Source organism: Blastococcus saxobsidens (assembly GCF_010682065.1).
Lineage (GTDB): Bacteria > Actinomycetota > Actinomycetes > Mycobacteriales > Geodermatophilaceae > Blastococcus > Blastococcus saxobsidens_B.
This window is the reverse complement of sequence record NZ_JAAGWG010000045.1, coordinates 1-24,898: the sequence shown is the minus strand read 5'-3', so window position 1 is coordinate 24,898 and position 24,898 is coordinate 1. Positions and strand designations below refer to the sequence as shown.

Here is a 24,898-nt window from a genome sequence, read left to right as displayed (position 1 = left end):
CTCGCCATGACGATCAGACTCCTCGCAGGTCACGCCCGCATGCAACGGGTCATGCCAATAAGTCTGACGCGCGACATGGAAGACGCTGGGGAACTGGATGGCGCGATCGGACGCTACCGACCCAAACGGCGCCGATCTCGCCCTTGTCACCACATCCACTGCACAACCTGGCACCGCCGCATACCTGCTACGCCCTGCCCCTGCGACCCGCGACGAGCCCGCTGCGGCCCGGCTGCTCCTGGGGGCCGCAGAGGAGTCGACCGCGCGGGCAACCGAGGCAGCACGGGAGAAGTTTCGCGGCCTCTCGTCAGCGGCTAGGACGACTCTCCTGGTGAAGGTGCGGGTCTTAGACGGAGCCGTGCAGCCGCAGGACATCGACGCTGCGGTGCGGGGAGCGTTGGCACTGGGGCTTCCCCAGGGGGAGCTGGCCCAGAGTCGGTTCGTGGCCGAGGTCCGCCGCTGGTGGGACGGGGTGGCCGTCGACATGCTGGCCGGCCGGCGACCAGCCCTTGAGGTTGGACAGCTCCAGGCGTTCCTCCAGGACCTCCGCAACGGCTTTGGTCCGGACAGTCTCCGGACGACGATCCAGCTCGAGGACGTCGCCGAGGAGGACGTCCTGCAGTACGACGACGCGTTATTCGTCAGCCAGATGAAGCTGGTGTCCTATCCGCTGGATAACCTGCGCCGCGCTGTCATCGACTACCACCGCGCCGTCACGCAGGAGACTCAGTGGCTCGGTGAAAGTCTGCTGGAGCTCCACGAGCTGCGCCGGTTCGAGGAAACCCTGCGTGATGAATGGGCCCGGGCGTTCACCGACATGCTAGACGAGCTCGCTGGCGGCGTCGACGAGTACGACTCGAACACCGTGGAGGAGGTCACGAAGATCAAAGCCGGCAAGCTCCTGCTGCGGCGGCTTCTCGGCTCGACCGCGGTGACCGTCCGGGAGCACTACACCGATCCGTTCTTTGCTCGAGGCAAGCGACATGAGCTGGCGAACCGTGAGCAGGGAGGGATCGGCTGGCATCCCGACTTCGTCAGCCGGCTACAGGCGCTGGTCGCTACTGCGTGAGCAGAGCTCCGATGGGCCTGCTGGTCTTTGTGACCAGCGTGATTAACCTCCCGACAGAGATGCCACGAGGAGATGACTTTCTGTGACGACTTGGCGGGAGCGGTCACCGGCGCAGGCGGCGATGTTGAACCCTGCACTGATGGCTCTCGTGACTGCGGCGGCCGCTAGCGAGTACGAGAGGGCCGATGGTGGACCAATGCCATGGCCGCTCGCGTACCTGGTGGCGCCCATGGTGCTCCATTCAGGAACCCGTGCAGTGCTTCCGGGCAGCACCAGGACCCACCTCGCCAGCTGGCTCTCGTCCCACCCGGTCATCCACGCGGGGTTCGCCCGCAGAGCCCAGGGGCTCGCCGACCTGGTCCGCGAAGGAGTTCGGTTCGGACTGGCCAACTCCGTCCTCGTCGTCAACGACTTGGGCGGCGTCTCGGGCACGGTGAACACGCGACCGGCACGGGGCACCGAAACCGGCGAGCTCATCAGGAAGGCCGGCTTCGTCGGCAAGTGGCTCACCAAGGTCGACCAGCCGGCCACCGCGTTCGTCCTACTGGGCGTGGCACTCTAGCCGCCGTGCAGCTTCTGGCGATCACGCTCTACAACGCCGACGGCCGAACCCGGACCGTCGACTTCATGCCGGGTGCCCTCAACATCGTCACCGGCGAGTCGCAGACCGGGAAGAGCGCGCTCCTCACGATCGTCGAGTACTGCCTGGGCCGATCGCAGGTTCTCGTTCCTGTGGGGCCCATCTCCGACGCCGTCCTTTGGTACTCGGCACTTTGGCAGCTCGAGGAGGGGCGCGCGTTCGTGGCCAGGCCCCGACCCGCGAAGGGAAAAGCCAGCTCGAGTCAGGCGATGCTGGAGTTCGGTGTCGACCTGACTCCGCCGCCGCTGGAACAGCTGCGGGTCAACATCGACGCCCGTTCCCTACGGGAACAGCTGGGGCGCCGCATTGGCATCGAGGAGAACGTCACTGAGCCCCGTCCCGGATCGCTTCAGCAGCCTCTCGAAGCGAACTTGGGCCATGCTGCGCTGCTCTGCTTGCAGGGACAGAACGAGGTCGCGAGCTCCACCGCTCTGTTCCATCGGCAAGGAGAGCAGGGAATCGACCAGGCGCTGCGTGACACGATCCCGTACTTCCTCGGGGCCGTAGACCGCGACGACGCCTTGAAGAGGGCACAGCTTCGGGATGCCAGGCGCACCCTGACCCGGCTGAACAACGAACTCGAGCGCGCTGAGACCGCAGCGTCCACCCTCGATGTGGAACTTGAGGGGCTGTTGGCGGAGGCGCGTGCCGCCGGCCTGGTCTCGGACACCGTGGCAGGTGCTGCGGCGAGCACCGTTGGCACCGATCGGCGAGGCACGACCGTTCGGTTGCTGCAGGCTGCCCGTAGTGCGCAGCCAAGCTCTCGGCCCTTGCAGGACGCGAGAGCGCAGGACGAGCGACTCACCCTCATGGCCGAACGTGACTCCTTGCGTGCACGGCTTCGTCGAGTTCTCGACGACCGCGCCCTGCTGCTGGCCGAGTCGCAAGCGGCAGGCGATTTCACCGTCGCAGTGCAGCAGCACGTGGATCGACTGTCGGCCGTCAATCTGCTGCCCGCGAGTGCAGCCAATCGGGCTGCCGACGATGGCGACGCCCATGGTGGCGGTGGAGCAGCCCTCGACGAACGGCTTTGTCCGGCTTGCGGTCACGAGCTCATCGAATCGGACCCCACCGCAGCGGCACTGCGCGCCGGGCTAGAGGCGCTCCGTGAGCAGGTCGGTGCCCTGACCGGTGCCCGTCCAACGCGGCGCAGGGCACTCGCGGAACTAGACGGGGAGGCTGACCGCCTCCGCGGCGAACTACGGGCGCGTCAGTCGGCGGTATCGGCGCTTGAACGCGCCGCAGACATCGGTGGGCAAGCGGACGCTGGTCAGCGCGACTTCACCCGCGGGCGCATCGACGCCTTCCTGAGCCGGGTCGCCGTCGTCGATGACGTCCAGCTCGCTGTACTGCGCCAACGCGCGCGACAACTTGAAGACACAGTTGCGGCTCTCGAAGCAGACCTGGACGCCGACAACGACCGAGAGCAGCTCACCTCCCGGCTGTTCGCGATCGGGCGCGACATGAGCGCCTATGCGACGCGTCTCAACCTGGAGCACAGCAGCGAGAGCGTCCGCCTGGATCTGGCGCGGTTGACGGTCGTCACTGACACGCCCAACGGCCCGACACCGCTGTTCCGCATCGGAAGCGCCGCCAACTGGATCGGCTACCACCTGGCCGCACACTTGGCCCTCCACCGGTTCCTGACCCTGCAGGACCGTCCGGTTCCGCGGTTCCTGATGCTCGATCAGCCAACCCAGGCGCACTACCCATCGGACGCTGACAACGAGAGCGGGCTCCCGGAAGATGACGCCGACAGGCTCGCTGTCAGAGCGATGTTCGAGTTGATGCGCGACGTCGTGGCTGAACTCGCCCCGCGATTGCAAGTGATCGTCTGCGACCACGCTGATCTGCCAGAAAGCTGGTTCCAGGCCGCGGTCCGACACAGATGGCGAGGCGGCGTAAAGCTCATTCCGAGTGACTGGATGGGGGATCACGACGCCGCTAGGTGAGCGGCCTGTGGCGGCACACACAGTCATCGAGTAAGCCCTCTGGGCCGAGATACGGGGACCAGGTCGCGGCGAGCGTTAGCGTCGGCAGCCACACCGGGTGGTCTCACCGCAACAGCGGAGAGGTGCACGCCGAGGTGAGCAGGAGGCGCAGCGGAGCTCATGGACCGCTGTGGAAGCAGAGTCACTGTCCACAGGACGGCCGGTGAAGCGTTCCGTCGTCATTACGTCGGTGCAGCTTTGCGTTATGAGCGACGCAACTGAAACCGAACGGCGTACCTGTCGGTTCCCCGGCTGTCAGCGGCCAGCGGCGGCCTCGCGGGCAGGGGCCGGCCGCCCGCCGGAGTACTGCGACGACAGCGCGCACAACCGGACCGCCGCCTGGCACGCCCGTCGCCGGCTGCGCACGGAGCAGGCCGTGCACGCGGCCGGGACCGAGCAGCGGCCGATCGATGCCGCGCGACAGCGCGCAAGTGAGTTGCACGGCCAGGTCGCCGGCATGATCGAGCACTTGAATCAGCAGCTGAAGGGGTTGCTCGAGGAGCTGCGGACGGTGGCCGATCCGGAGGCCGCCGAGCTGCAGATCGAAACTGTGACCAGCGAGGCGGCCGAGCAGGTCGCGACCGCCGCGGCTCGCGCCAGCCGGGCCGAGCAAGCGCAACAGCGCGCCGAGGCCGAGCGCGCGGAGGCCGACTCCGCTGCTGAGGAGGCATCTGTCCTGAGCGAGCAGCTCCGTACCGGGCTCGGAGAGGCTCGCCAGCAGCTAAGGGAGGCCGAGACCGAGCGAGAGAGGCTGAACGCCGAGTTGGCCGACGCCCTCGCGGCCATGAATGCAGAGCGAAAGCAGTCCGCCGCGAAGTCGGCCGATTCGGCCGAGAAGCTGACCGCCGTCGAGGCTCGGCTCGTCGAGTCACATGGCGACCGCGACGCCGCGATCCGACGAGCGGAAGGCGCGATGGTCGCCCAGTCCGAGGCGGAAGAGCGATCCCGCAACGCTGTCGAGCGGGCCGACGCCGAGTCGGCGCGCGCTGCCCGTGCCGAGGATGCTGTCGAGTCGGTACGTAGGGGCCTGGCGCAAGCTGACCAGCAAGTCGCAGATCTCCGTGACGAGGTCAGCGACCTGCGCGGGAAGCTGGCGGCGATGTCCGCCCAGCGGGACGCCGCCGTACACGATGCCGAGCGCGAGAAGACCCATGGCCATCAGCGAGTGGACGACCTGCGTGCCCGTCACGAAGAGGAGAACCGACGACTGCGCGAGGAGCTCGCCGGATTGCGCGGTGAGCTCAACCTGGCGCGCGACGAAGCCCGCGTGCAGCGCAGCAGAGCCGACCGAGCCGAAGCCCGCCTCGACAACGCCGTGACGATCAAGGCGCGGCGTCCTCAGTCGTACGCGGGACGCGGACGCCGTCGACGAGAGAGCACGGCCACAGGAACCGAAGACCCCCGCGGCTGACACCGGAGCAGCGTGGCCGAGCTCGTCCTACGCGCCTTGCGCGGTGCAGGAATCGGCGATGACGCGCCCCGTTGGGACCGGCGTCCTGCTGCTGTGCCATAGATGTTGATCGGGGGGACCCACCGCCAACGGTTCCAGATGGACGTCACAGTCAGAGGGCGGGCGCGAGACAGTCAGAGGGTGGCCGCGAGCAGGAAGCCCACCGCGAGGGCAGGGCCGTAAGGAAAGGTGCTCTGGCGGCCTCCGCCACGCATCAACGTGATCACGGCCTGCGTCACGGTGATCAAGGAGAAGGCGGCGAGGGCCAACAACAAGCCGCGATGCGTGGCGTGTCCGAGGCCCAGGCCACCGAGCACAGCCAAGCGGACGTCGCCGAACCCTGCTCCCGCGAACCGCCAGCACAACAGCAGGACGACCCCCGCCGCCGCAGCTGCGAGACCGCTGGTGAGCAGACCGCGCCAGTCACCGTGCACGGCGAAGCCGACGGTCAGCAGCACGCCGGTGCCGACGGCGGCCTGCCGGACGAGCGCCGTCGGTATGCGTTGGGTGACCGCATCGCAGGACGCCGCGGCGACCAAGGCGGATCCCCAGACCAGCAGGGCAGGCACCAGCCACCACGTGTCCGCACGGTGGGACGTCACGATCGCCGCGGCTCCCGCTCCGCCGCCGGCGACGGCGCTGGCCAGCGCCAGGATCGGCCGGGCAGCGTCAATCCGCGCCAGCTGCGCGAGCCCGTGCGTAGTAAGCCAGGGCGTCGCTGCGGCGCCGACCACCGCGCCTGCCACCAAGGCGACTATCCACATGTCGTTCATCCGCTGGCGGCCACCCTCGACCTCCACAGGGATCTCGTCCTGATCCTCGCCGCGCCGACCCTGTGGACAGCTGCGCCATCTCAGCTTCCGGTGCGGGAGCGTGTCAGGACCGCGCGATACACCCAGACGGGGAGGACGAGTGACGGACTCAGCGACAACCTGTCACCCGAAAGGGTGGGAACGAGACGGCGGTCACACGTCCGCTCGACCCGGAGGGCAACCTCGGTCGACGGACGGTGACGCGATCGGGGGTGATCAGGCATGGCGGTGATGCGCACGACGGCCGGAGCGGCCGCGGTGCTCCTGGCGCTGACGACCTTGGGTTGTTCGTCGTCGTCAGACGCCGGCTCGTCGAGTCCGTCGACGTCCGGGACGTCGAGTTCCCAGACGTCGAGCCCCTCGCCGACCACTCCGAGCCCCGCCGAGGAAGCAGAGACACTGGCGGTCGCGCTCGTTCCGGACTACCTGGGGACGATCGACGACCTGTACCTCGACCCGTCGCTCCCGCTCGACGGCATACACCAGGTCGCGGTGGCTCCGGAAGCCACGGCCCAGGCCACGGCGATCGGCAAGTTCCGCTCCCAGGGATACCGCCAGACCGGACGGTCGCAGCTGGTGAGCGCGTCTGCCGTCAGCGTCGACCTCTCCAACAATCCCGCCGCTTCGCCGTCACCTGTCTTCCCGACCGTCGTCGTCACCGCCTGCGTCGACGTGGGAGAGGTGGACGCGGTCGATGATTCCGGGGCGTCCATCGTGCCGTCAGGTCGTCCGCGGTACCTCGTCCAGCAACTCACCATGGTGAACCCGGACTATCCGGACACGTCGTCGTGGCGGGTCAGCGAGGCGCCGAACAGGCAGGCGGAGTCATGCGACGGGTAGTCCTCGCCCTGGCGGGAGCGCTGCTGTGCGTGTGCGCCTCGCTGGTCCTTTCGCCAACTGCTGTCGCTGATCCGGCGACCTGCCAGCAGTACGACTCCCACGGCATCTGTGTAGTCGGAGTCGAGACGGCCGAGGATGCCCCTGGGACGGCGGCCCCACCGGCCGCGACGACTCCCGACAGGGATGGCGGCACGCCTGCGGCGGCCTGCACTGTCAGCCCCTCCGGCACCGTCATTCCGTGCCAGGAAGGCCAGGCGTGGTGGGTGCAGGGCATGCAGTGCTACGTGGAGGCGATGGCCCAACAGCCTCCCAAGGACTCGCCGATCTGGGGCGGTCGTACGGACGGCGCCATCTACAGCTGCCTTTCCTACACCGGCGGTGGAGCTTTCCCTGGTACCAACGGCTTCAGCTTCTGGTCGGCGAACCCGCCGGGGGTTCCGGCCGCGATCGATCCAGCGCAGCTCGCGCAACAGGCGCTCAGCACAATGACGGTGCCATCACCGACGACGGGCCGGTACCCAGCCGGCACTCTGCAGGACGGGCAGCCGTTCACGGTCGTCAACGCCTACACCTGGTTCTGGACCGACCCAGGATCGTTCCGAGCACTGACCGCGCGTGCCGACGCCGGAGGCGTGTGGGCACAGGTGACGGTGACACCCACGGCGCTTTCGTTCACGCCGGGCGATGGGGCTGCCCCGGTGTCGTGCCCGGGTCCTGGTGTGGCCTGGCAGCCGGGCGACGGGGTGTGGGCCGCGTCGCCGGCGGGCTGCGACTACCGGTACCCGCAGTCATCCATCCGCCAGCCCGATGGGCAGGTGACGGCGATGTACGGCATCCAGTGGTCGGTCACCTGGACGTCGTCGACGGGTGCCACCGGCACGCTGCCGAATCTGACGACGACCTCGAACGAGACGTTCGCGGTGGCGGAGGTGCAGTCGGTGGTGATCAGGTGACTACGCGGGTCAACGGGATGGCGTCGCCGGCAGCCGAGCACTATCAGGCTCCGGCGCCAGAGGCGGCGCTGCCGCCGGCTCCTCCGGTGCGTACCGCGGCGGCGAGGAGACGCGCCAGCCGCAAGTCGCTGGTCCTGAGCGTGCTGGTCGTGCTGCTCGGGGGCCTGCTGGCCTTCAGCGCCGGCCAGATGCTCACCGCGCGCACGGAGGTGCTGGCGGTCGCCCGAGATGTGCAAGTGGGCTCGACGATCACCGCGGAGGACCTGACGGTCGCGAACGTGACGTCGGATCCCAACCTGTCACCGATTCCTGCCTCGCAGCGGTCCCAGATCGTCGGGATGGTCGCCCAGGTGCCGCTGACCCGCGGAGAGCTGCTGACCGGCGCCCAGGTCGGCCCGGACAGCGGATTCACGGCGGGGGAGATGCTGGTCGCCCTGCCATTGAAGGAAGGGCAGTTTCCGGTCGGTGGGCTGAACCCAAGCCAGCAGGTGCTGATCGTGGCGACGCCTGGCAGCGCCGGCTCGACCGGTGGCAGCGGCACGCCGTCTGCCGACTCAGACGGTCCCCGCGGAGAGCAGATCGACGCGACGGTCGCCGAGGTCGGACCGCTCAACCAGGCCACGCAGGTGACGGTGATCGACGTGCGAGTCAGCGCCGACGACGGCGTGCGGGTGGCCGAGCTCGCCTCGACCGGCAACGTGGCGTTGATCCTGCTGCCGGCGGGGCGGTGAGCTGATGCTGACCGTCGTGACCTCGGGGAAGGCCGCGCCCGGGGTGACCACCTCGACCTGGGCGTTGGCCCTGGGGTGGCCCGGGCCATTGCTGGTCGCCGACTGTGACCCGGCCGGCGGGGACATGGCGCCGGGGCTGCTGGCGGGCCGGGTCGGCGTCGACCGCGGACTGCTGTCATGGTCGACGGCGGCCCGGCGGGGTGTCCCGGCGATGCAGGCCGCCACGATGGTCGCCCAGCATGCCGTGCAGCTTCCGGAGCAGCCGCAGGTGTGGCTGGTTCCGGGAGTGACGACCGCCGCGCAGGGCGCTTCGTTCACCGCCGAGGCGTGGGAGCGGCTGGCGTCGGCCCTGTACACGTCGAGTGCGTCGATCGGGCGGGACGCCTTGGTCGACGCCGGACGACTGGTGACCGAGCGCGGCTGTTGGCCAGTGCTGCGGGCCGCCGACCGGGTGCTGCTGGCGGTGCGGCCCAGCGTGCGGTCGGTGCATGCGGCGCAGGATGCGAAGCAACGACTGCGCCACGAACTGGGCGACCTGGCGAAGGTGACCGCACTCGTGGTCGGGGTCGGGCCGTACTCCGCCGGCGAAGTGGCCAAGGCGTTGGACCTGCCGCTGGCGGGCACGTTGCCCTACGACCGGACCGCAGCGCAGGCGCTCTCCGACGGCGCGGTCGTCAGTCCGAAGACGCTGCAACGGTCGGCGCTGCTGCGCGCGGCGTCGTCCCTTGCCAAGACGCTGACCAGTTCGACGGAGGCGTCTCGTGTCGCTGAGGCGGTGGCCGGATGAGGAACGAGGACGCAGCGTCGCCTCGGCTGGAAGTTCCGGCCGCCCACGGCCTCCCGCGGCCCGGGCGGGAGCGTCCGCCGCTGCCGCTGCCGCTGCCGCTGCCGCCGCCAGAGCCGCTGGCTGCGATGGGCGTACCTGTCGATGCCATGCCAGCCGACACCAGGGAGCTCACCAGCACCGAGTACCGCGTCGTGGTGGAGCTGCGTGACCGGGTGTCGACCCGGTTGACCGTGGAGGACAGGAACTACGCCCCGGGACCGCGGCGCGAGCTGACCCGGAAGTTGATCCGCGACGAGTACGACCAGTGGCTGCTGCACGAGGCCAACCGCGGTCGCCCGGCGCCGGCGGTGACCACCGAGGACAGGATCTTCGCGGCCGTGCTGGCCGAGCTGGACGGCCTGGGGCGACTGGCTCCGCTGATGGCCCGGGACGACGTGGAGGACATCCACTTCGAGGGCTGCGAGCCGACGATGCTGCGGATGGCCAGCGGCCAACTCGTGCCCGGGCCGGCGATCGCCTCCAGTGACGAGGAACTCGAGCAGCTGCTGCGGTCGATCGGTTCACGGTCGGACGACGGTCAGACCAGCCGCGAGTTCTCCTCAGCCAGCCCCGTCCTGAACGTGCGGCTGAAGGGCGTGACCGAGCTCGGCGCGCGGCTGCAGGCGGCTATGGACGTGCTGCCGCGCCCGGCCGGGGTGATCCGGGTGCATCGGTTCAGTGATCCGAGCCTCGACGACCTGCACGAGATGAACATGGTCGACTCACCGGTGCGAGGCTTCCTGCATGCGGCGATCCTCGCCGGCGCATCTCCGCTGGTCAGCGGAGCGCCGGGGGTCGGCAAGACAACGCTGCTGCGCGCGCTGGGCAACGCTATCCCGTGGAACAACGTGGTCATCACCGTGGAGGACGAGCGGGAGCTGGGTCTGCACCTGCCTCGGTGGGATCCCGAGCGCCGGCAGCTGGTCAGGCGGCACGCGGTGTGCCGACCGTTCGAGTCCCGGCTACCCAACGCCGAAGGCAGAGGCGGGTTCGACATGGGGGATGCGCTGCACCTGGCGCTGCGCGCGTCCCCGACCTGGGTGCTCGTCGGGGAGGTCCGCGGTGCCTACGTCACCTATCTGCTGGAGGCGGCGACCAGCGGCATCTCGTCGGTCATGTGCACCATCCACTCACCGTCGGCCGACGGCGTGTTCGACAAGGTGCTGATCAACGCGCTGAAGGCGCATCCGGCCCCGTCCCCGGAGCTGGTGCTGCGCTCGCTGGCTGCCCTGAACCTGGTCGTGCACGTGCATCGCGACCGTGACTACGCCCGGTACGTCTCGGGCATCTACGAACTCGGCCCGATCGGCGACTCCGGTCGGCCGGACCTCAAGCCGATCTTCGCGCCGCGCGCCGAGGACGGGCGCGCCCAGGCCACGGGGCCGGGGATGCTCAGCGAGTCGCTGGCCGAGCGGCTGACCGCGGTCGGCTTCGACCTGAACTGGCTGCGCCCGGGCGCCTCGGATTGGCACACCGGTCCTCACCGCCGCGAGCGTGCGTCGTGACGGCCGGTGGCCTGCTCCTGACCCTGGCCGGGTTGCTGCTCGCGGCCGGCCTGGTCGGCGTCGTCGGGGCGGTGCGCGGCGTCTCCTTCCTGCCGGAGCGCTCGCCGTCGGTGCGCTCGTCCTCGCGGCGGGGGGCCACTCCGCTGTTCCTCGGTATGCTGGCCGCCGGCGTGCTCGTCCTGCTGGTCACTGGCTGGCCGGCCGCGGCGCTGGGCGCTGCCGGCGGTGTCGTGTTCATTCCGAAGGTGCTCGGCGGCGGCAAGGAAGCCAAGCGGCTGATCGCCACGTCCGAGGCGCTGGCGGATTGGACGCGGCGGCTGGCCGACCTCATCAGCTCTGGCGCCGCCGGGTCGACGCGCAATGCGCTGCGTCGCTCCCTGAACTCGGTGCCGGAGCCGATCGCACCGGCAGTCACCAACCTGGTGACCAGGATGGGGCCGCAGGGCACCGAGACGGCGCTGCGCCAGTTCGCCCGCGAGATCGACGACCCGGCCGCCGAAAAGATCGCCATGGTGCTCATCCTGCGGGAGCGCAACGGCGGGCCGGGGCTCGCCGAGGTGCTCACCGCGCTGGCCGCCGACCTCGACGACCGCTCCCGCATGGTCCGTGAGGTGGAGGCCGAACGCGCCAAGCCGCGGTCGAACATGCGCACCATCGTCGTGGTGACCCTGGTGCTGGTGGTCGGGATGACGCTGTTCGCCCGGACCTTCCTGTCGGGCTACTCGACGCCGTTCGGGCAGATCGCCCTGCTGGCAGTGGTGGCGATCTTCGCGACGTCGCTGCGGTGGATGCGCCGGCTGTCCGACCCGGTCAAGCCCCCGCGGGTGCTCTTCGACCCGGACCCGGCTCCGGTGCACCGGTGACCGGGCTGCAGACGGCCACCCTCGCCGGGATGCTCATCGCGGGCGGCCTCGTCCTCGCGGTCCGTGCACTGCGTCCGGCGCCGCCGTCACTGGTGGCCGCACTGGAGCAGTTGGCGGCCGAGCCGACCGTGCGAACGGCGCCGGCGGTGACGACATCCACCCGAGACCGGTGGGACTGGCTGCCGGTGTCGGTGGCGCGGGCGTTGGACGGGCATCTGGGCGTCTCGGACGCCGACTTGGCGATCATCGGCTGGTCCCGCGCTCAGCTCGCGGCCCGCAAGCTGACCCTGGCGCTCGCCGGCTTGTTCGCTCCGTCGCTGTTCGGCCTGGTGTTCGTGCTGCTCGACGTTCCGGTGCCCTTCGTGCTGCCAGCCGCGGTCGGGCTGGGGATCGCCGTCGTCGGGTGGTTCCTGCCCTCGGCCGAGGCCCGTGAGGCGGCGGACAAGGCGCGGGTGGAGTTCCGGAGCAACCTGGAGTCCTTCCTCACCTTGGTGGCCGGTGAACGTCGGGCGCGGGGCTCGGTGGAGCAGGCATTGGAGGAGGCCGCCGAGATCTCGGGCAGCATGCCGTTCGTCCGCATGCGCCGTGCCATCCGCCGCGCAGCGCTGTCCGGCCGCAAGCCGTGGGGCGAGCTGCGCGACCTCGGTGAGGAGCTGCAGGTCGCCGAGTTGCGCAACCTCGCCGACATCGCGGCAGTGGCCGCCGACGGCGCCTCGGTCTACAACACCCTGCTGGCCAGCGCCCGCACGCTTCGGCACGCCGAGCTGTCCGACGCCCGTACGGAGGCCAACCAGGTCAGCGAGCGGATGTCGCGGCCGCTGGCCCTGCTGGTCACGGGACTGAGTCTGTTCGTGCTCGTCCCTTTCATGCTCCGCATGTTCGGCATCTCGTCCTGACCGAAGCGCCAACCGGGAGGTTTCCCATGTTCCAGCTCACCATCCGACGCCGGGGTGCACAGGCCGTCGTGGCGCAGTGCGTCACGGTTCTGTCTGTCATGGCCCTGTCGGTCCTGGCCTGGCTGCGCGCCGAACGCGTCACCGACGACCGAGGTTCGGATTCCTCGGAGAAGGCGTTCATGGTCATCCTGGCCATCGCTCTCGGCGGCGCGGTCAGTGCCGCGGCCATCGCCTTCGTGGCCAGCAAGACGTCGCTGTTCCAGTAGAACCGGCGGCGGTTCCATGCTCGAGGCGCGTCCTCCCAACCGTGCGGCATCTTCGCCGCGCGGTCCGGTCGCGCCCCCAGGGTCCCGCCGAGACCGCGGCCGCGGAAGCGAGCGGGGCTCATCCAGCGTCGAGTTCGCGATCCTGTTCCCGATCATCGTCGCGCTGCTGTTGGCCGGCCCGCAGCTCGCGCTGTGGTACTTCGCCCGGGAAGCGGCCGACGCCGCGGCGCACGTCGGAGCCCGCGCCGCCAGCGTCCACGGGGCGGCCGGGGGAGCGGGGCAGGCGGCGGCGGACACCTACCTGGCCAGACTCGGGACCGGCGCGATCACCGGCTACTCGGTGACCGAGTCCGACACCGCGACCACGGTCTCGGTGCACGTCACCGCCAGCGTGCCCAACGTGATCCCGCTGCCCGGCTTCGCCCCGACCGTCGATGTCACCGTGGTGCGCGGCAAGGAACGCTTCACCACCCCGGACTCGCCATGAGGCGTGACCTGCAACCCGCGACGAACGGCCGTCAAAGGCGGTGGCGGGACGACCGGGGCTCGGAGTCGGTGGAGCTGGCGATCCTGCTGCCGGTCGGACTCCTCGTGGTGGCCATGCTGGTGGTCGGCGGCCGGATCGCGCTGGCCGGCGACCGCATCAGCGGCGTTGCCGGGATCGCGGCGCGGGACGCCTCGCTGGCCCGATCGGCCGCCGCGGCTCAGCAGATCGCCACCGACACCGCCACCACCGCACTGACCAGCCAGGGCCTGCACTGCATCGACGTCCAGGTCAGCGTCGACACCTCCGGGTTCAGCACGCCGCCAGGCGCCTCGGCATCGGTCACCGTCGCCGTGTCGTGCACCGTCGATCTGTCCGACATTGGTGGAGTTGCCGGCCTGCCCGGTTCCCGGACGCTGCACGACAGCGCCACCAGTCCGCTCGACCCCGCCCGGGACCTGTCGTGACACCCCGCCCGCAAGCCAGCGCCGGGCTCCGGGACGACCGCGGGTCGGTAGCCGTGCTGTTCTGCTTCATCGTGCTCATCGTCGGCGTCCTGGTCACCGCCCTCGTGGACGCCGGAACCGCGATCCAGGCCGCCAACCGCGCCGACACGTATTCGGCCGAGGCCGCCCGCGCGGCCAGCATCGCCATCGGCCCGGTGCCCACCGGCGGCGGTACGGACGCGCAGCTGGCGGCGACTGCGGCTCGCTCCTACCTCGACCAAGCCGGCGCGACCGGCACGGTGACCGTCACCGGCCCCGGCATCGTCGAGGTCAGCGTGACCGTCACCGACTCGACACCCCTGCTCGGCATCCCGGTCAGCCAGACCCGCGTGCACACCGCCCAGCTGCTGGTCGGCGTCACCTCCGGTGAGGGCCTGTCATGACCGGTCACGCCGCCCGCCTGCTCAAGGCCACGGGCGCCCTCGTGGCGCTGCTCGCCGTCGTCGTCGGCGTACCGGTGCTGATGGCGTTGCTGCATCTGGTGCCGGACCGCCTCCCGTCGCTGGACGAGGTCGGCGCCGTCCTGACGTCCCGCGACAACGGACAGCTCGCCGGACTCGTCCTCGCAGCCGGGGTATGGGTGTGCTGGGCACTTTTCACCGCCGCGACAGTGACGGAAATCGTGGCCTTCGCCCGCGCACGGCCGGTTCCGGCGCTGCCCGGGCTCGGCATCTTCCAGCAGCCGGCCGCCGCCCTCGTCGCCGCCGTCGCGGTCGGCTTCACGGTCGCGCCACTGGCCGCCGGCGCCCCCGCATTGAATGCAACGGCGCCGCCGCTGCCGGTCGCGGCCACATCCACCGCCGTCCCGGCCCCGGTCCAGTACGCCAGCGTGCTCGTCACAGAGCGGACACCGGTCGCGTTCTCGACGCCGGACGAGCACGCGCCTCCGGTCGCGACCACGACCTACCAGGTGCAGCGCCGGGACACCCTGTGGGCGCTGGCCGAGCGGCATCTCGGGGATCCGCTGCGGTATCCGGAGATCGCCAGACTCAACCCGACCGCGGTCGGTCAGGACAACGAAATCGTCCCGGGCACGGTGCTGGTCCTGCCGCCCGACGCGGTCGGCCTGCCGCCGACGGGCCCCGCCCCGGGCACCGCGAGAACTGTCGAGGACGTCACGGTGGAACCCGGTGACACCCTGTGGGACCTCACGGAGGAGATCACCGGCAGCGGGCACAACTGGCGCCAAGCCTGGGAGCTCAACCGGGGACGCAGCCAACCCGGAGGTGCCACCTTCACGGACCCGTCGCTGATCCGACCGGGCTGGACGCTGAGCATCCCGGACCCGGCCAGTCCCGCGACGCCCGCACCCAGCGCACCGGCGCCTCCGGCAGCCGAGCCGGCACCATCCACGACCGAGCCGGCACCGCCATCAGCGCCAGCCCCGAGCACCGCGCCTGCCGCTGACCCGACCCCGCCGGGCACCGATGCGCCGCCTCCGCCCGCGCCCGGTCCGGCGACCAACGCCCCGACCTCGTCTACCACGGCTGCACCGAACAGCGTCGAGCCGTCGTCCGCGAAGCCTGACGAGACCCCGACGGGGAGCACCTCGGAACTGCCGACCATCGCCTTCGCTGCCGGTGGGGGGCTGCTGCTGGCCGGGGCCTCGTTGACCGCGCTGCTGCGCTATCGCCGCAGGCAGTTCCGGCAGCGACGTCCCGGGCGCACGATCGGCAGCACACCACCAGAGCTGTTGCACGTCGAACGAGCACTGCAGGAGGTTGGCAGCGTCGGCAGTGCGGACGTCACCTGGCTGGACCAGGCGCTGCGGGCCCTGGTGCAGGCATTGGCGAGGGTCGACGGTGCTCGCCTGCCCGACGTGGTGGCGGTCTGCATGACCGACGACGTCCTGACCTTGGTCCTCACCGAGCCAGCCTTGGAGGCGCCGGAGCCGTGGATGGTGGACCCGGCCGGCACGCGCTGGTCGATCCGGCGCGATGCTCCGCTGACCTATGACGAGCAGCGGCGGGCCTACTTCTTTGCACCGTTCCCCATGCTCGCGTCGGTGGGCTACACGGCCGAGGGCGAGCACTGGCTGGTCGACCTGGAACGGGTCGCGACCCTGTCCCTGTCCGGGGACCTCGAACGCTGCCTCAACCTGGCCCGGTTCCTCGCTGCCGAGCTGGCGCACAACACGTGGTCGGAAATGCTGCAGGTGACCCTGGTCGGCTTCGGCCAGGAGTTGACCCAGATCAATCCCGACCGGCTGACCTACACCGACGACGTCGAGAAGGCGATCGCGGTGCTCGACGGCCAGCTCGAGTCGGTCACCGAGGCCATGCATATCGCCGACGTCGACGTGCTGTCGGGCCGGTTGCGTGATGTGGCCGGCGACGCGTGGGCTCCCCACGTGCTGCTCATCGCCCCGGACGTGGCCAAGGACGACGCCGGGCTGGAACGACTGATGGCTGCGATCCAGCAGCAGCGCGGCCGCGGCGCGGTGGCGTTGGTGCTCATCGACGACCCGGACCTCGGGGACGTCGCCCGCTGGCAGCTGACTGTCGATGAGGCCGGGATACTCCGCATCCCGGTGTTGGGCCTAGAGGTGATTGCGCAGCAGATCCCGGCCGATGAGGCCGCACAGTTGGCGGAGATGCTTGCGCTGGCCGCCGTCACCGGCGACCGGCCGATGCCACCGGCCCACGGGGACGAGCCTTGGGACGAGCACGCCGACGCCTGCGGTGGCCTGCGAGTCGACCCGTCCCGCGTCGCGCGGCTGCAGCCGGCCGGAGCGGACGTCGTCCCGGTATCCGGCGTGGCAGACACCCCGCCGTGGATGACCAACTCGGTGCTACCGCTGTCCGAGCAGACCTATCTGGACCGCGCCGCGACCACCGAGCAGGATTTGCAGGCACTGGCTCCTGCTACCGACGCGGGCATCCGCCACCAGGTCGAGGCGGCCGATCCCGCCCTGGACGCCGACCTCGCCGACTGGGCTGACCCGTCGTGTCCACGGCCGAAGTTGACCCTGCTCGGACCGGTCGAAATGCGGGTGCAGGGCACGCTGCCCGAGCGCAACCCGCGGCGGCAGTTCTACACCGAGATCGTCGCCTACCTGGCCACCCGGCCCGGCAGCGTGACCAGCGAGCGCTACGCCACCGCGATCTGGCCCAACGAGCACGATGTCGTCGGCAAGACAAAAGTGCGGCAGTCGATCTCGATCGTGCGCGCCTGGTTGGGCACCAATCCGGTGACTGGCGCGGACTATCTCCCGTCCGGTGTCACCGCCGGTGGGGTTGGCCGCTACCGCATCGACGACGTGCTCATCGACGCGGAGCTGTTCCGCCGACTGCGAGTCCGCGGGCTTGCCCGCGGTGTCGACGGCATCGCCGACCTGCGCGCCGCTCTCGACCTGGTCACCGGACAGCCGTTCGACCTGCCCACGTCGCGGCGGGGTGCGCCCGGCGGCTACAGCTGGCTCATCGAGGAGAGCTCCCGGCTGGACCACGAGTACGCCGCCATGATCGTCGACGTCGCGCATACCGTCGCGACGCACCACCTCGCCAACGGCGAGCCCGAGCTTGCTGCGGCCGCCGCTCATGTGGCGCTGAGAGCCGGCAGCTATGAGGACGTGCCGCTGCTGGACCTGGTCGCCGCCTGCGACGCCCAGGACAACCGGGCCGAAGCCGACGCCTACGTCGCTCGCATCCTGGCCAACCACGACGCCGAGGTCGAAGAAGATCTTCCACCCAGAACCGCTGAGATCCTCTTCCGCCGTCGGTGGACCAACCGAGCCAGCTGACCAGGCGGTCGGCGGCGACAGATCCCGACGGCGTGGTGTCCGGGGGCGCGGGGATCGCGTCTGGCCAGCATCGTCGGCGAACCACGCCGCGACGACGCGCTCCTGCCCGATGCATCGAGATCCAATTCGTTGAACAGCCCGGCCTACTATCATTCGTCGTAGTGCGCGTTGTGCAGGGAGATGTCGATAGGCCGCCGGGTCCGCGGACACGCGGCTCGATCTCCTACGTCCTGGGCGTCCCGCCTCGTCGCTCCAGCAGCATCACAACGCCATCCGATTACATCGCATCCGGAGGAGCACTGAGTGCGCGGCACGCAGTCCACTAGCGCTCAGTCTCGATGGCGCACCGTTGCACGCTCGATCGGAGAGGTCCTGGTGACCGGGGGCCTCGTGGTGCTCCTCTTCGTCGTCTACGAGCTGTTCGTGACCGACGTGCTCACTGACCGTACACAGGACCAGCTGAAGGACGAATTGCGTCAGGGATGGACAGCGGAGGCCGAAGTCCCTCCAGTGCCGCGCGTCAGCATCCTGGGCGACGCGTTCGCCGTTCTGCACATCCCGAGGCTGGGTGCTGACTACGAGCAGGTCGTGCTCGAGGGCACCGCCGAGGAGCAGCTGGCGCAGGGGCCGGGTCACTACGAGGGGACGGCGTTGCCGGGCGAGCAGGGCAACGTGGCGCTCGCGGGTCACCGGGTCGGCAATGGGTCGCCGTTCCTTGATCTTGACCGGCTGCGTCCGGGCGACCCCATCGTCATCGAGACGGCCGACCGCTGGTTTGTCTATCGGGTACTCGGGGACCCTGCGATGGGCGACTTCACCACCGACCCGAGCGGGATTCCCGGTCAACAGATCGTCCGTCCGTCCGACGTCCAGGTGATCTCGCCGACGCCCAACGGAGCCCAGGACGATCCACCGAGCGGGGCGTACCTGACGCTGACCACGTGCCATCCGAAGTACTCCGCGCGACAGCGGCTGATCATCCACGCCGGTCTGGAGGGCGCCGGCCTGACCAAGACCGAGATGCCCGACGGCCCGCCGGCCCTGCGCGAGAGTTGAGAGGACCCGCATGTACCCCTGGATCTGGCGTCACCTGCCCGGTGGCACGGCGACCAAGGCGGTGACCGCGCTGGCCTTGGTGATCGGGGTCTGCGCGCTGTTGCTGTTCGTCGTCTTCCCGTGGATGGAGCCGCGCCTTCCGTTCAACGACGTGACGGTGGGCGGCTGATGGTGTCCCGGCACAGACGACGACGTCAGTGGCGTGCTCACGACGCCTCCGGTCGACGACCTCCCGTGAGCCCGGAGTCCCGCTTCTGCTGGTAAGGCGCGGGATGGGAGGGCGGGCGGCCTCGCGGTTCAACGGCCGTGGTGTTGTCACGGCTGGCTATCACCGAGGAGGCTGCTGGTGAGTCCGTGGAGTCGTTCGCGGATGTCACCGTTCCCACCCAGTGCGAGTCCCGCCATCGACACCGTCGTCGACCGGTCGTCGACAGAGCTCGACACCTGCGAGCTGGCAATTCGAGCGAAGACCCGCTCCCGGCGCACCAGCAGTGTGACCAGAAGTCCGAGCAGCATGGTGATGGCGCTGATGAGGACGGCTACCTGCCCCGGATCGTGCGACACCTGCAAGGCCGCGAACTCCCGGAACCCGTCGAAGCGGACGACGGTGCCGTCCTCGAACTCTGCGCTCTCGCCGATGTTCAAGTTCGCCTCCCCGATCTGGTTCAGCGCACCGACGTCGATCTGCCGTTGGTCCAGCGTGAAGACCGACTGTGGCGCACCGCTGTCCAAGCCCAGGTAGCCGCGATAGCCGATGATGGCGACCTGCGGATTGAGCGGCCGCGCGTCCACCGAGGTCAGGACGCCGCCCTGGATCAGGCCGGTCGGAGCGAAGAAGCCCTCGAGGGCGAACCCGTCGCCGGAGCCGTCACCGAGATCCGGCAACTTCACGACCCCCTCGCTGGCGAACGTCGTGCTGTCCCGGGGTAGGAATGGTGCCGACAGCTGCTCGAAGACCTGACCGCCCGGCAGTGTCACTGTGAAAAGGGGCGTGAAGCCGTGCCCCGTCACGTACAGACGGTCCCCGTCGGAGCGGAACGGGTCGTTGACCCCGATCGTCGTCTGCTCCGTGGCCGCTCCCGGCTCTGCCTGCACCCCGATGTCCGCGGTGAAGGAAGCCGGTGTGCCGTTCGGCTCGTACGTGGCGCGGAAATCGGCCAGGTCGAAGCAGAGCGGCGTCAGTCCGTCCGGATCCACCAACGGCCCTGCGACATACCGGTCGTACTGCTGGAAGGAGTTGCAGAAGCCGTCTCCCTCAGTAACCAGGATGCTGCCTTCGTAGCCCCACAACTTGCCGCCGGCCAGCGCGACGAGCAGGGCCAAGAGCGAGACGTGGAAGACGAGGTTGCCGGTTTCCTTCACCCGACCGCGCTCGGCCGACACCTCCACACCACCGGGGATGCTGCGCCGGGACACCCGGAACCGCGCCGATCGCAGGTCGGCCTCGAGCCGCTCGGCCACGGTCTCCGAGGGCAGTGACACCGCGTGGGCAGTGTGAACCGGGAGTCGGTGCAGATGCCGAGGTACGGGCGGCGGCTCGGCCCGTAGGGCGCGCAGGTGCTCGGTACAGCGCGGGACCAGGCAGCCGATGAGCGAGATGAAGAGCAGGAGGTAGGTCGCCGAGAACCACGGGCTGGCGAAGACGTCGAACATCCACAACTTGTCGAGGACGGGCGCCAGGTCGGGATTCTCTCGGAAGTACCGGGCCACCGCGCTGGGGGTCAACGACCGCTGCGGGAAAAGCGAGCCGGGCACAGCCGCCAGCGCCAGCAGGAACAGCAGCACCACCGCCGTCCGCATGCTGGTCAACCACCGCCAGCGGCGCACCAGCCACCGTCTAGGTCGGTGCAGCACCGAGTTCTGATGGGCGGCGACCGATGCTCGGTCGGGCTGGGCCTGCAGGTCGGTCATGCCGTCCTCGCTGTACCCGTGCCTTGAAGAGGGGTCGTTGAACTCGTCCGGACGCTCGAGCACCTACTCACTGCGACTCCTTCATGCAGGCTGCCTGCGCCGGCCCCAGTTTCGGTGGACCGTGTCAACGGGGTGGTCGGCCGCTGGTGGGAGTGCCGACCACCGACAGATTACGAGGCGCCTTAGTAGATAGCAGCGACCGGTCATCAGACCCACGGAAAACCGCGCAGACGACACCCATCCGGTCCGCCGGGAGATCCCGCCCCGCGGGCGGGATCTCCCGCTGTCAGCGCCGTCCGACGAAGCTGTCTCCTCGCTCGAGGCGACTGCCTACGAGAGCACCCGGCGAATCACGGTGGGATCGCCCACCGACTGGATCTTGACGACCTCGCCGGGTTGTGGCGCGGCAATCATCTTGCCGTCACCCATGAAGATCCCCACGTGGTCGATACCTGGCCTCTCGGGCGAGTAATCGAAGAACAGCAGATCCCCCGGGCGGGCCTCCGACATCGACGGGACAGCTCGTCCAGCGGTCGCCTGCTGAGAGGAGACGCGGGGGAGGTCTACGCCCTGACTCTTGTAGACCAACTGTGTGAATCCGGAGCAGTCGAGACCTTTCGAGGGGTCGGTGCCGCCCCATAGGTAGGGCACTCCGAGATACTGGAGCGCCTTTCCCGTGATGGCGGACTCGCGGTCCGTTCCGGCGACCATCGGCGCCGCATCGGTCGCGCCGGCAGGCGAACTCGTGGCCACAGCCGGCGGCCGTGAGGCGTCTACCAGACCGGCAGCGGTCGCAGCGGACATCCAGTCGGCCGCGGTCGTGCGCGGTCGCGCACCCAGTGGCGCGAGCTGCGCCTGGATCTCGGCGATGCGTGACTGCACCTGCGACATCCCATCCACCATCAGGTCTCCCGCTGTCGTGCACCGGTCCGCAGGTCAGCGTCGAGGCAGACGCATCTGCCGCCGGGACGAGCGGAGCTCAGCATCGACGTCACGACTAGCCAAGCTAGTAGGCGTCGATGCAAGACGCCGGCACGGCTCGCTGCCGGGACTCTTCTTTGGCCGGCCTGAGGGCGGGGCCGGTGTGTCGGAGTCCGCAACGCAGGTCGCCTCACGAATGCGCGAGCGTGGATTGTCGCGACTGCATGACGGGGCTCGTCGTTTCCCGATCCGATCATCAGCTCGCCTCGGGCCTCAGCGCCGAGCGAACCGAACTCCTATGTCGAATAGTAGTCTGGCCCTGGTGCGCGCCCTTCAGTCTTCACCTTGCCTAGCTACGCGGATCCTGACGTGACTGACGAGTCGCCGCCGGCGGACCGACCGGCGGAGAAGCAGGAGCGCGGCCTGTCCCGTCGAAAGCTCTTCGGCATGGCGGGGCTCGGGACCGCGGGCGTCCTGGCGTCCGGGGCAGTCGGGGGAGTGGTCGGTCGCACGACCGCCGCGAGGCCGCAGTCTCCCGTCGTGTCGTCGTCGGCGGTGCAGGAATCCTCCGCGCCGGTCGAGTTCACTGGTACCCACCAGGCTGGCATCGTGACGCCGGCGCAGGACCGGCTCCACTTCGTCGCGTTCGACGTCGTCACCGACAGCCGTGAGGCGCTCGTGGCGATGCTGGCGTCGTGGACGGCGGCCGCCCGGCGGCTGACCGCCGGTGAGATCGTTGGCCCAGAGGACAGTGGTGAGGCGCAGGGACTACCGCCGTCCGGCCTCACGCTGACCGTCGGATTCGGACCGACGCTGTTCATGACGGGCGATGGCGTCGACCGTTTCGGACTGGCGGCTCGTCGCCCGAACTCCTTGGCCGAGCTACCCGTGTTCCCAGGCGACGCTCTCGATCCCTCCATCAGCGGGGGAGACCTGTGCGTCCAGGCGTGCGCCAACGACCCCCAGGTGGCGGTGCACGCCGTGCGCAACCTGGTGCGCCTGGGCGCCGGGGTGGTGCGTGTGCGCTGGACCCAACTCGGGTTCGGTCGCACGTCATCCACCAGCACGGCGCAGGCGACGCCGCGCAACCTCCTCGGCTTCAAGGACGGCACGGCCAACCTCAAGGCCGAGAACGGCAGCGCGCTCGACCAGTTCGTGTGGGTGGGGGAGGACGACGTCGCCTGGCTGGCCGGCGGTTCCTATCTCGTCACCCGTCGGATCCGCATGCTGATCGAGGACTGGGACCAGGTGCCCTCGGCGCACCAGGAGGCGGTGATCGGGCGCACGAAGAGCGGGGGCGCTCCGCTGGGCCAGCGAAAGGAGTTCGACCCGACCGACTTCGCTGCCGTCCGGGGTGGTGTACCAGCCATCCCGCGCGACTCGCATGTCTTCCTGTCTCATCCCACCAATTCAGGCACGGCCATGCTGCGGCGTGGATACAGCTTCGTGGACGGCACTGACGGTTTCGGCCGCCTCGATGCCGGCCTCTTCTTCATCGCCTACCAGCGCAACCCGGATACCGGCTTCGTGCAGGTGCAGCGAAGTCTTGCCGGGGATGCGCTCAACCGGTTCATCCAGCACGGGTCCTCCGCCGTGTTCGCCTGCCCGCCGGGAGTTCGCGATGCCGACGACTGGTGGGGTAGGACTCTGTTCGACGCTTGACCGCATGCGCCAGGGGCTACTGCGGTCAACGCCCGTGCAGGGGTCGAGCGGGCGGGGTGGTCCTGCGGCGACCTGCCCCGTCTCGAAAGGCGGACAAGGACGCCGGCGGATGGTCGGTGTCGTTCCTCTTGTGGCTCAGGTGGCATCAGGGTCGTTCGGGCCTTGACGCTTTCCCGTGCCTGGGATGAGCTCGCTGACGTAGGGGTCGTGGCGCTTGCCCGCGTGTGCCTCGTCCTGCAGGCGCTCGACCAGGTGCGGGTAGTGCGCCTCGAACGCGGGGCGCTCCGAGCGGATCCGCGGGAGCTCCACGAAGTTGTGCCGCGGCGGCGGGGACGAGGTCGCCCACTCCAACGAGTTGCCATAACCCCAGGGGTCGTCGCGCAGCGCGAGCTGCCCGTACTTCCAGGAGCGGACGACGTTGTAGATGAAGGGGATGACCGAGGCGCCGAGCACGAAGCTGAAGATCGTGGAGATCATGTTCAGTGTGGTGAACCCATCAGTGGGCAGATAGTCGGCATACCGGCGCGGCATCCCTTCATTGCCCAGCCAGTGCTGGACCAGGAACGTGCCGTGGAATCCGATGAACGTGAGCCAGAACTGCAGCTTGCCCAGCCGCTCGTCCATCATCCGGCCGCACATCTTGGGGAACCAGAAGTAGATTCCGGCGTAGGCGGCGAACACCACGGTGCCGAACACGACGTAGTGGAAGTGCGCCACGACGAAGTAGGAGTCGTGCACCTGCCAGTCCAGCGGCGGGGAGGCCAGCAGCACACCGGTCAGCCCACCGAGCAGGAAGGTGACCATGAAGCCGATCGAGAACAGCATCGGCGTCTCGAAGGTCATCTGACCCCGCCACATGGTGCCGATCCAGTTGAAGAACTTCAGACCGGTCGGCACGGCGATCAGGTAGGTGAGGAAGGCGAAGAAGGGCAGCAGCACCGCGCCGGTGGCGTACATGTGGTGTGCCCAGACGGCGAGGGCGAGAAAGCCGATGGCCAGGGTCGCGCCGACCATGCCCTTGTAGCCGAACAGCGGCTTGCGGGCGAACACCGGGATGATCTCGGTGACGATGCCGAAGAACGGCAAGGCGATGATGTAGACCTCGGGGTGGCCGAAGAACCAGAAGAGGTGCTGCCACAGCATCGGCCCGCCGTTCTCGGCCGAGAAGATGAGGGACCCGAGGTTGCGATCGGCGAGCAAGGCGAGTAGCGCAGCGGTCAGGATCGGGAAGGCCAGCAGGATCAGGATGCTGGTGACCAGCGTGTTCCAGACGAAGATCGGCATCCGGAACATCGTCATGCCGGGGGCGCGGAGGCTCACGATCGTGGTGATGAAGTTGACGCCACCGAGGATCGTGCCCAGGCCGCTGACGGCCAGGCCGGTGATCCACAGGTCACCGCCCACGCCCGGGGTGTGCAGCTCGCTCGACAGTGGCGCATAGGCCGTCCAGCCGAAGTCAGGGGCCCCGCCCGGGGTGGCGACGCTGGAGACGACGATCAGGCTGCCGAAGAGGAACAGCCAGAACGACAGCGCGTTCAGCCGCGGGAACGCCACGTCGGGAGCGCCGATCTGCAGCGGCATGATCAGGTTTGCGAACGCGAAGAACAGCGGCGTCGCGAACATCAGCAGCATGATCGTGCCGTGCATGGTGAACAACTGGTTGTACTGCTCGGGGGAAGTGAACTGAAGGCCCGGCTGGGCTAGGGCATGTCTCTTAAGTGCGTAGCCAGGTGATGATCGCGGCCAGGACGGCAGCAGCTCGGTAGACGATGGC

Annotated in this window: 23 protein-coding genes; 19 read left to right on the top strand and 4 right to left on the bottom strand. The window is 69.4% G+C overall.

From position 1 onward, the window contains the following. Positions 1–331: 331 nt before the first annotated feature. The 4 genes from GCU60_RS19145 to GCU60_RS19130 all read left to right on the top strand — a co-directional run bounded on the left by GCU60_RS19145 (position 332) and on the right by GCU60_RS19130 (position 5,111). Positions 332–1,069, top strand: a complete 738-nt coding sequence (locus GCU60_RS19145; protein WP_163208121.1) for an ABC-three component system protein — start codon at positions 332–334, stop codon at positions 1,067–1,069. Positions 1,070–1,151: 82 nt separating this feature from the next. Next, on the top strand, positions 1,152–1,631 hold the full coding sequence (locus tag GCU60_RS19140; RefSeq protein WP_345770708.1) for a three component ABC system middle component: 480 nt from the start codon (positions 1,152–1,154) through the stop codon (positions 1,629–1,631). 5 nt (positions 1,632–1,636) lie between these two features. Beyond that, a complete protein-coding gene (locus GCU60_RS19135; RefSeq protein WP_163208119.1) occupies positions 1,637–3,661 on the top strand; it encodes a DUF3732 domain-containing protein in 2,025 nt (674 codons plus the stop codon). A 202-nt stretch (positions 3,662–3,863) separates the two neighbouring features. Continuing rightward, the gene (locus tag GCU60_RS19130; RefSeq protein WP_163208117.1) at positions 3,864–5,111 is read left to right on the top strand and encodes a hypothetical protein; all 1,248 of its coding nucleotides are present in this window, start codon (positions 3,864–3,866) and stop codon (positions 5,109–5,111) included. Between the two features lie 173 nt (positions 5,112–5,284). Here the strand turns inward: GCU60_RS19130 and GCU60_RS19125 are convergent, their stop codons facing one another. After that, positions 5,285–5,950 (bottom strand): peptidase, encoded by a 666-nt coding sequence (locus GCU60_RS19125; protein ID WP_163208115.1) that lies wholly within the window; start codon positions 5,948–5,950, stop codon positions 5,285–5,287. A 243-nt stretch (positions 5,951–6,193) separates the two neighbouring features. Between GCU60_RS19125 and GCU60_RS19120 the strand changes: the two genes are divergently transcribed. The 14 genes from GCU60_RS19120 to GCU60_RS19970 all read left to right on the top strand — a co-directional run bounded on the left by GCU60_RS19120 (position 6,194) and on the right by GCU60_RS19970 (position 18,799). Next, complete coding sequence (locus GCU60_RS19120; protein ID WP_204262322.1) at positions 6,194–6,802, top strand: hypothetical protein; 609 nt, start codon at positions 6,194–6,196, stop codon at positions 6,800–6,802. A gap of 29 nt (positions 6,803–6,831) precedes the next feature. Then, positions 6,832–7,755 carry a hypothetical protein gene (locus GCU60_RS19115; RefSeq protein WP_345770707.1) on the top strand — a complete coding sequence of 308 codons (924 nt, stop codon included), beginning with the start codon at positions 6,832–6,834 and terminating at the stop codon, positions 7,753–7,755. After that, on the top strand, positions 7,752–8,486 hold the full coding sequence (locus GCU60_RS19110; protein ID WP_163208108.1) for an SAF domain-containing protein: 735 nt from the start codon (positions 7,752–7,754) through the stop codon (positions 8,484–8,486). Before GCU60_RS19115 ends, GCU60_RS19110 begins: the two co-directional genes overlap by 4 nt. Before the next feature lie 43 nt (positions 8,487–8,529). After that, positions 8,530–9,273, top strand: a complete 744-nt coding sequence (locus tag GCU60_RS19105; protein WP_345770706.1) for a hypothetical protein — start codon at positions 8,530–8,532, stop codon at positions 9,271–9,273. 146 nt (positions 9,274–9,419) lie between these two features. Then, entirely contained in the window at positions 9,420–10,817 is a 1,398-nt protein-coding gene (locus GCU60_RS19100) for a CpaF family protein (RefSeq protein ID WP_239521447.1), read from the top strand. Then, positions 10,814–11,680: a type II secretion system F family protein gene (locus GCU60_RS19095; protein ID WP_163208102.1), complete on the top strand. Its 867-nt coding sequence runs from the start codon at positions 10,814–10,816 to the stop codon at positions 11,678–11,680. The genes GCU60_RS19100 and GCU60_RS19095 overlap by 4 nt, the downstream gene beginning before the upstream one ends. Then, positions 11,677–12,576: a type II secretion system F family protein gene (locus GCU60_RS19090; protein ID WP_163208100.1), complete on the top strand. Its 900-nt coding sequence runs from the start codon at positions 11,677–11,679 to the stop codon at positions 12,574–12,576. Before GCU60_RS19095 ends, GCU60_RS19090 begins: the two co-directional genes overlap by 4 nt. Before the next feature lie 98 nt (positions 12,577–12,674). Beyond that, positions 12,675–12,842 (top strand): hypothetical protein, encoded by a 168-nt coding sequence (locus tag GCU60_RS19085; protein ID WP_239521446.1) that lies wholly within the window; start codon positions 12,675–12,677, stop codon positions 12,840–12,842. Between the two features lie 16 nt (positions 12,843–12,858). Further along, positions 12,859–13,329, top strand: a complete 471-nt coding sequence (locus tag GCU60_RS19080; protein WP_163208096.1) for a TadE family protein — start codon at positions 12,859–12,861, stop codon at positions 13,327–13,329. A gap of 68 nt (positions 13,330–13,397) precedes the next feature. Continuing rightward, entirely contained in the window at positions 13,398–13,793 is a 396-nt protein-coding gene (locus tag GCU60_RS19075; protein WP_345770705.1) for a pilus assembly protein TadE, read from the top strand. Next, entirely contained in the window at positions 13,790–14,215 is a 426-nt protein-coding gene (locus GCU60_RS19070) for a hypothetical protein (RefSeq protein WP_163208093.1), read from the top strand. Before GCU60_RS19075 ends, GCU60_RS19070 begins: the two co-directional genes overlap by 4 nt. A 41-nt stretch (positions 14,216–14,256) precedes the next feature. Next, positions 14,257–17,574, top strand: coding sequence for a LysM peptidoglycan-binding domain-containing protein (locus GCU60_RS21430; RefSeq protein ID WP_345770704.1), 3,318 nt, complete (start codon positions 14,257–14,259; stop codon positions 17,572–17,574). Positions 17,575–17,877: 303 nt separating this feature from the next. Then, complete coding sequence (locus GCU60_RS19060; protein WP_163208088.1) at positions 17,878–18,630, top strand: class E sortase; 753 nt, start codon at positions 17,878–17,880, stop codon at positions 18,628–18,630. 10 nt (positions 18,631–18,640) lie between these two features. Further along, positions 18,641–18,799, top strand: a complete 159-nt coding sequence (locus GCU60_RS19970) for a hypothetical protein (RefSeq protein WP_204262320.1) — start codon at positions 18,641–18,643, stop codon at positions 18,797–18,799. Between the two features lie 146 nt (positions 18,800–18,945). On the opposite strand, the gene resB is transcribed toward GCU60_RS19970, so the two are convergent. After that, positions 18,946–20,541: a cytochrome c biogenesis protein ResB gene (gene resB / locus GCU60_RS19055; protein ID WP_163208086.1), complete on the bottom strand. Its 1,596-nt coding sequence runs from the start codon at positions 20,539–20,541 to the stop codon at positions 18,946–18,948. 330 nt (positions 20,542–20,871) lie between these two features. Next, positions 20,872–21,432 (bottom strand): C40 family peptidase, encoded by a 561-nt coding sequence (locus GCU60_RS19050; RefSeq protein ID WP_239521444.1) that lies wholly within the window; start codon positions 21,430–21,432, stop codon positions 20,872–20,874. Between the two features lie 399 nt (positions 21,433–21,831). On the opposite strand from GCU60_RS19050, the gene efeB reads away from it, so the two are divergent. Continuing rightward, a complete protein-coding gene (gene efeB / locus GCU60_RS19045; RefSeq protein ID WP_345770703.1) occupies positions 21,832–23,124 on the top strand; it encodes an iron uptake transporter deferrochelatase/peroxidase subunit in 1,293 nt (430 codons plus the stop codon). Positions 23,125–23,259: 135 nt separating this feature from the next. Here efeB and ctaD read toward each other — a convergent pair whose 3' ends face one another. Continuing rightward, positions 23,260–24,879 (bottom strand): aa3-type cytochrome oxidase subunit I, encoded by a 1,620-nt coding sequence (ctaD, locus tag GCU60_RS19040; RefSeq protein WP_275585621.1) that lies wholly within the window; start codon positions 24,877–24,879, stop codon positions 23,260–23,262. Positions 24,880–24,898: the final 19 nt, after the last annotated feature.

Coding starts and splice junctions, on each gene's coding strand:
- GCU60_RS19120 (WP_204262322.1), top strand. CDS start 6,194: ATGCGCACGACGGCCGGAGCGGCCGCGGTGCTCCTGGCGCTGACGACC.
- GCU60_RS19100 (WP_239521447.1), top strand. CDS start 9,420: ATGCCAGCCGACACCAGGGAGCTCACCAGCACCGAGTACCGCGTCGTG.
- GCU60_RS19085 (WP_239521446.1), top strand. CDS start 12,675: ATGGCCCTGTCGGTCCTGGCCTGGCTGCGCGCCGAACGCGTCACCGAC.
- GCU60_RS19080 (WP_163208096.1), top strand. CDS start 12,859: ATGCTCGAGGCGCGTCCTCCCAACCGTGCGGCATCTTCGCCGCGCGGT.
- GCU60_RS19970 (WP_204262320.1), top strand. CDS start 18,641: ATGTACCCCTGGATCTGGCGTCACCTGCCCGGTGGCACGGCGACCAAG.
- resB (WP_163208086.1), bottom strand. CDS start 20,541: ATGACCGACCTGCAGGCCCAGCCCGACCGAGCATCGGTCGCCGCCCAT.
- GCU60_RS19050 (WP_239521444.1), bottom strand. CDS start 21,432: ATGTCGCAGGTGCAGTCACGCATCGCCGAGATCCAGGCGCAGCTCGCG.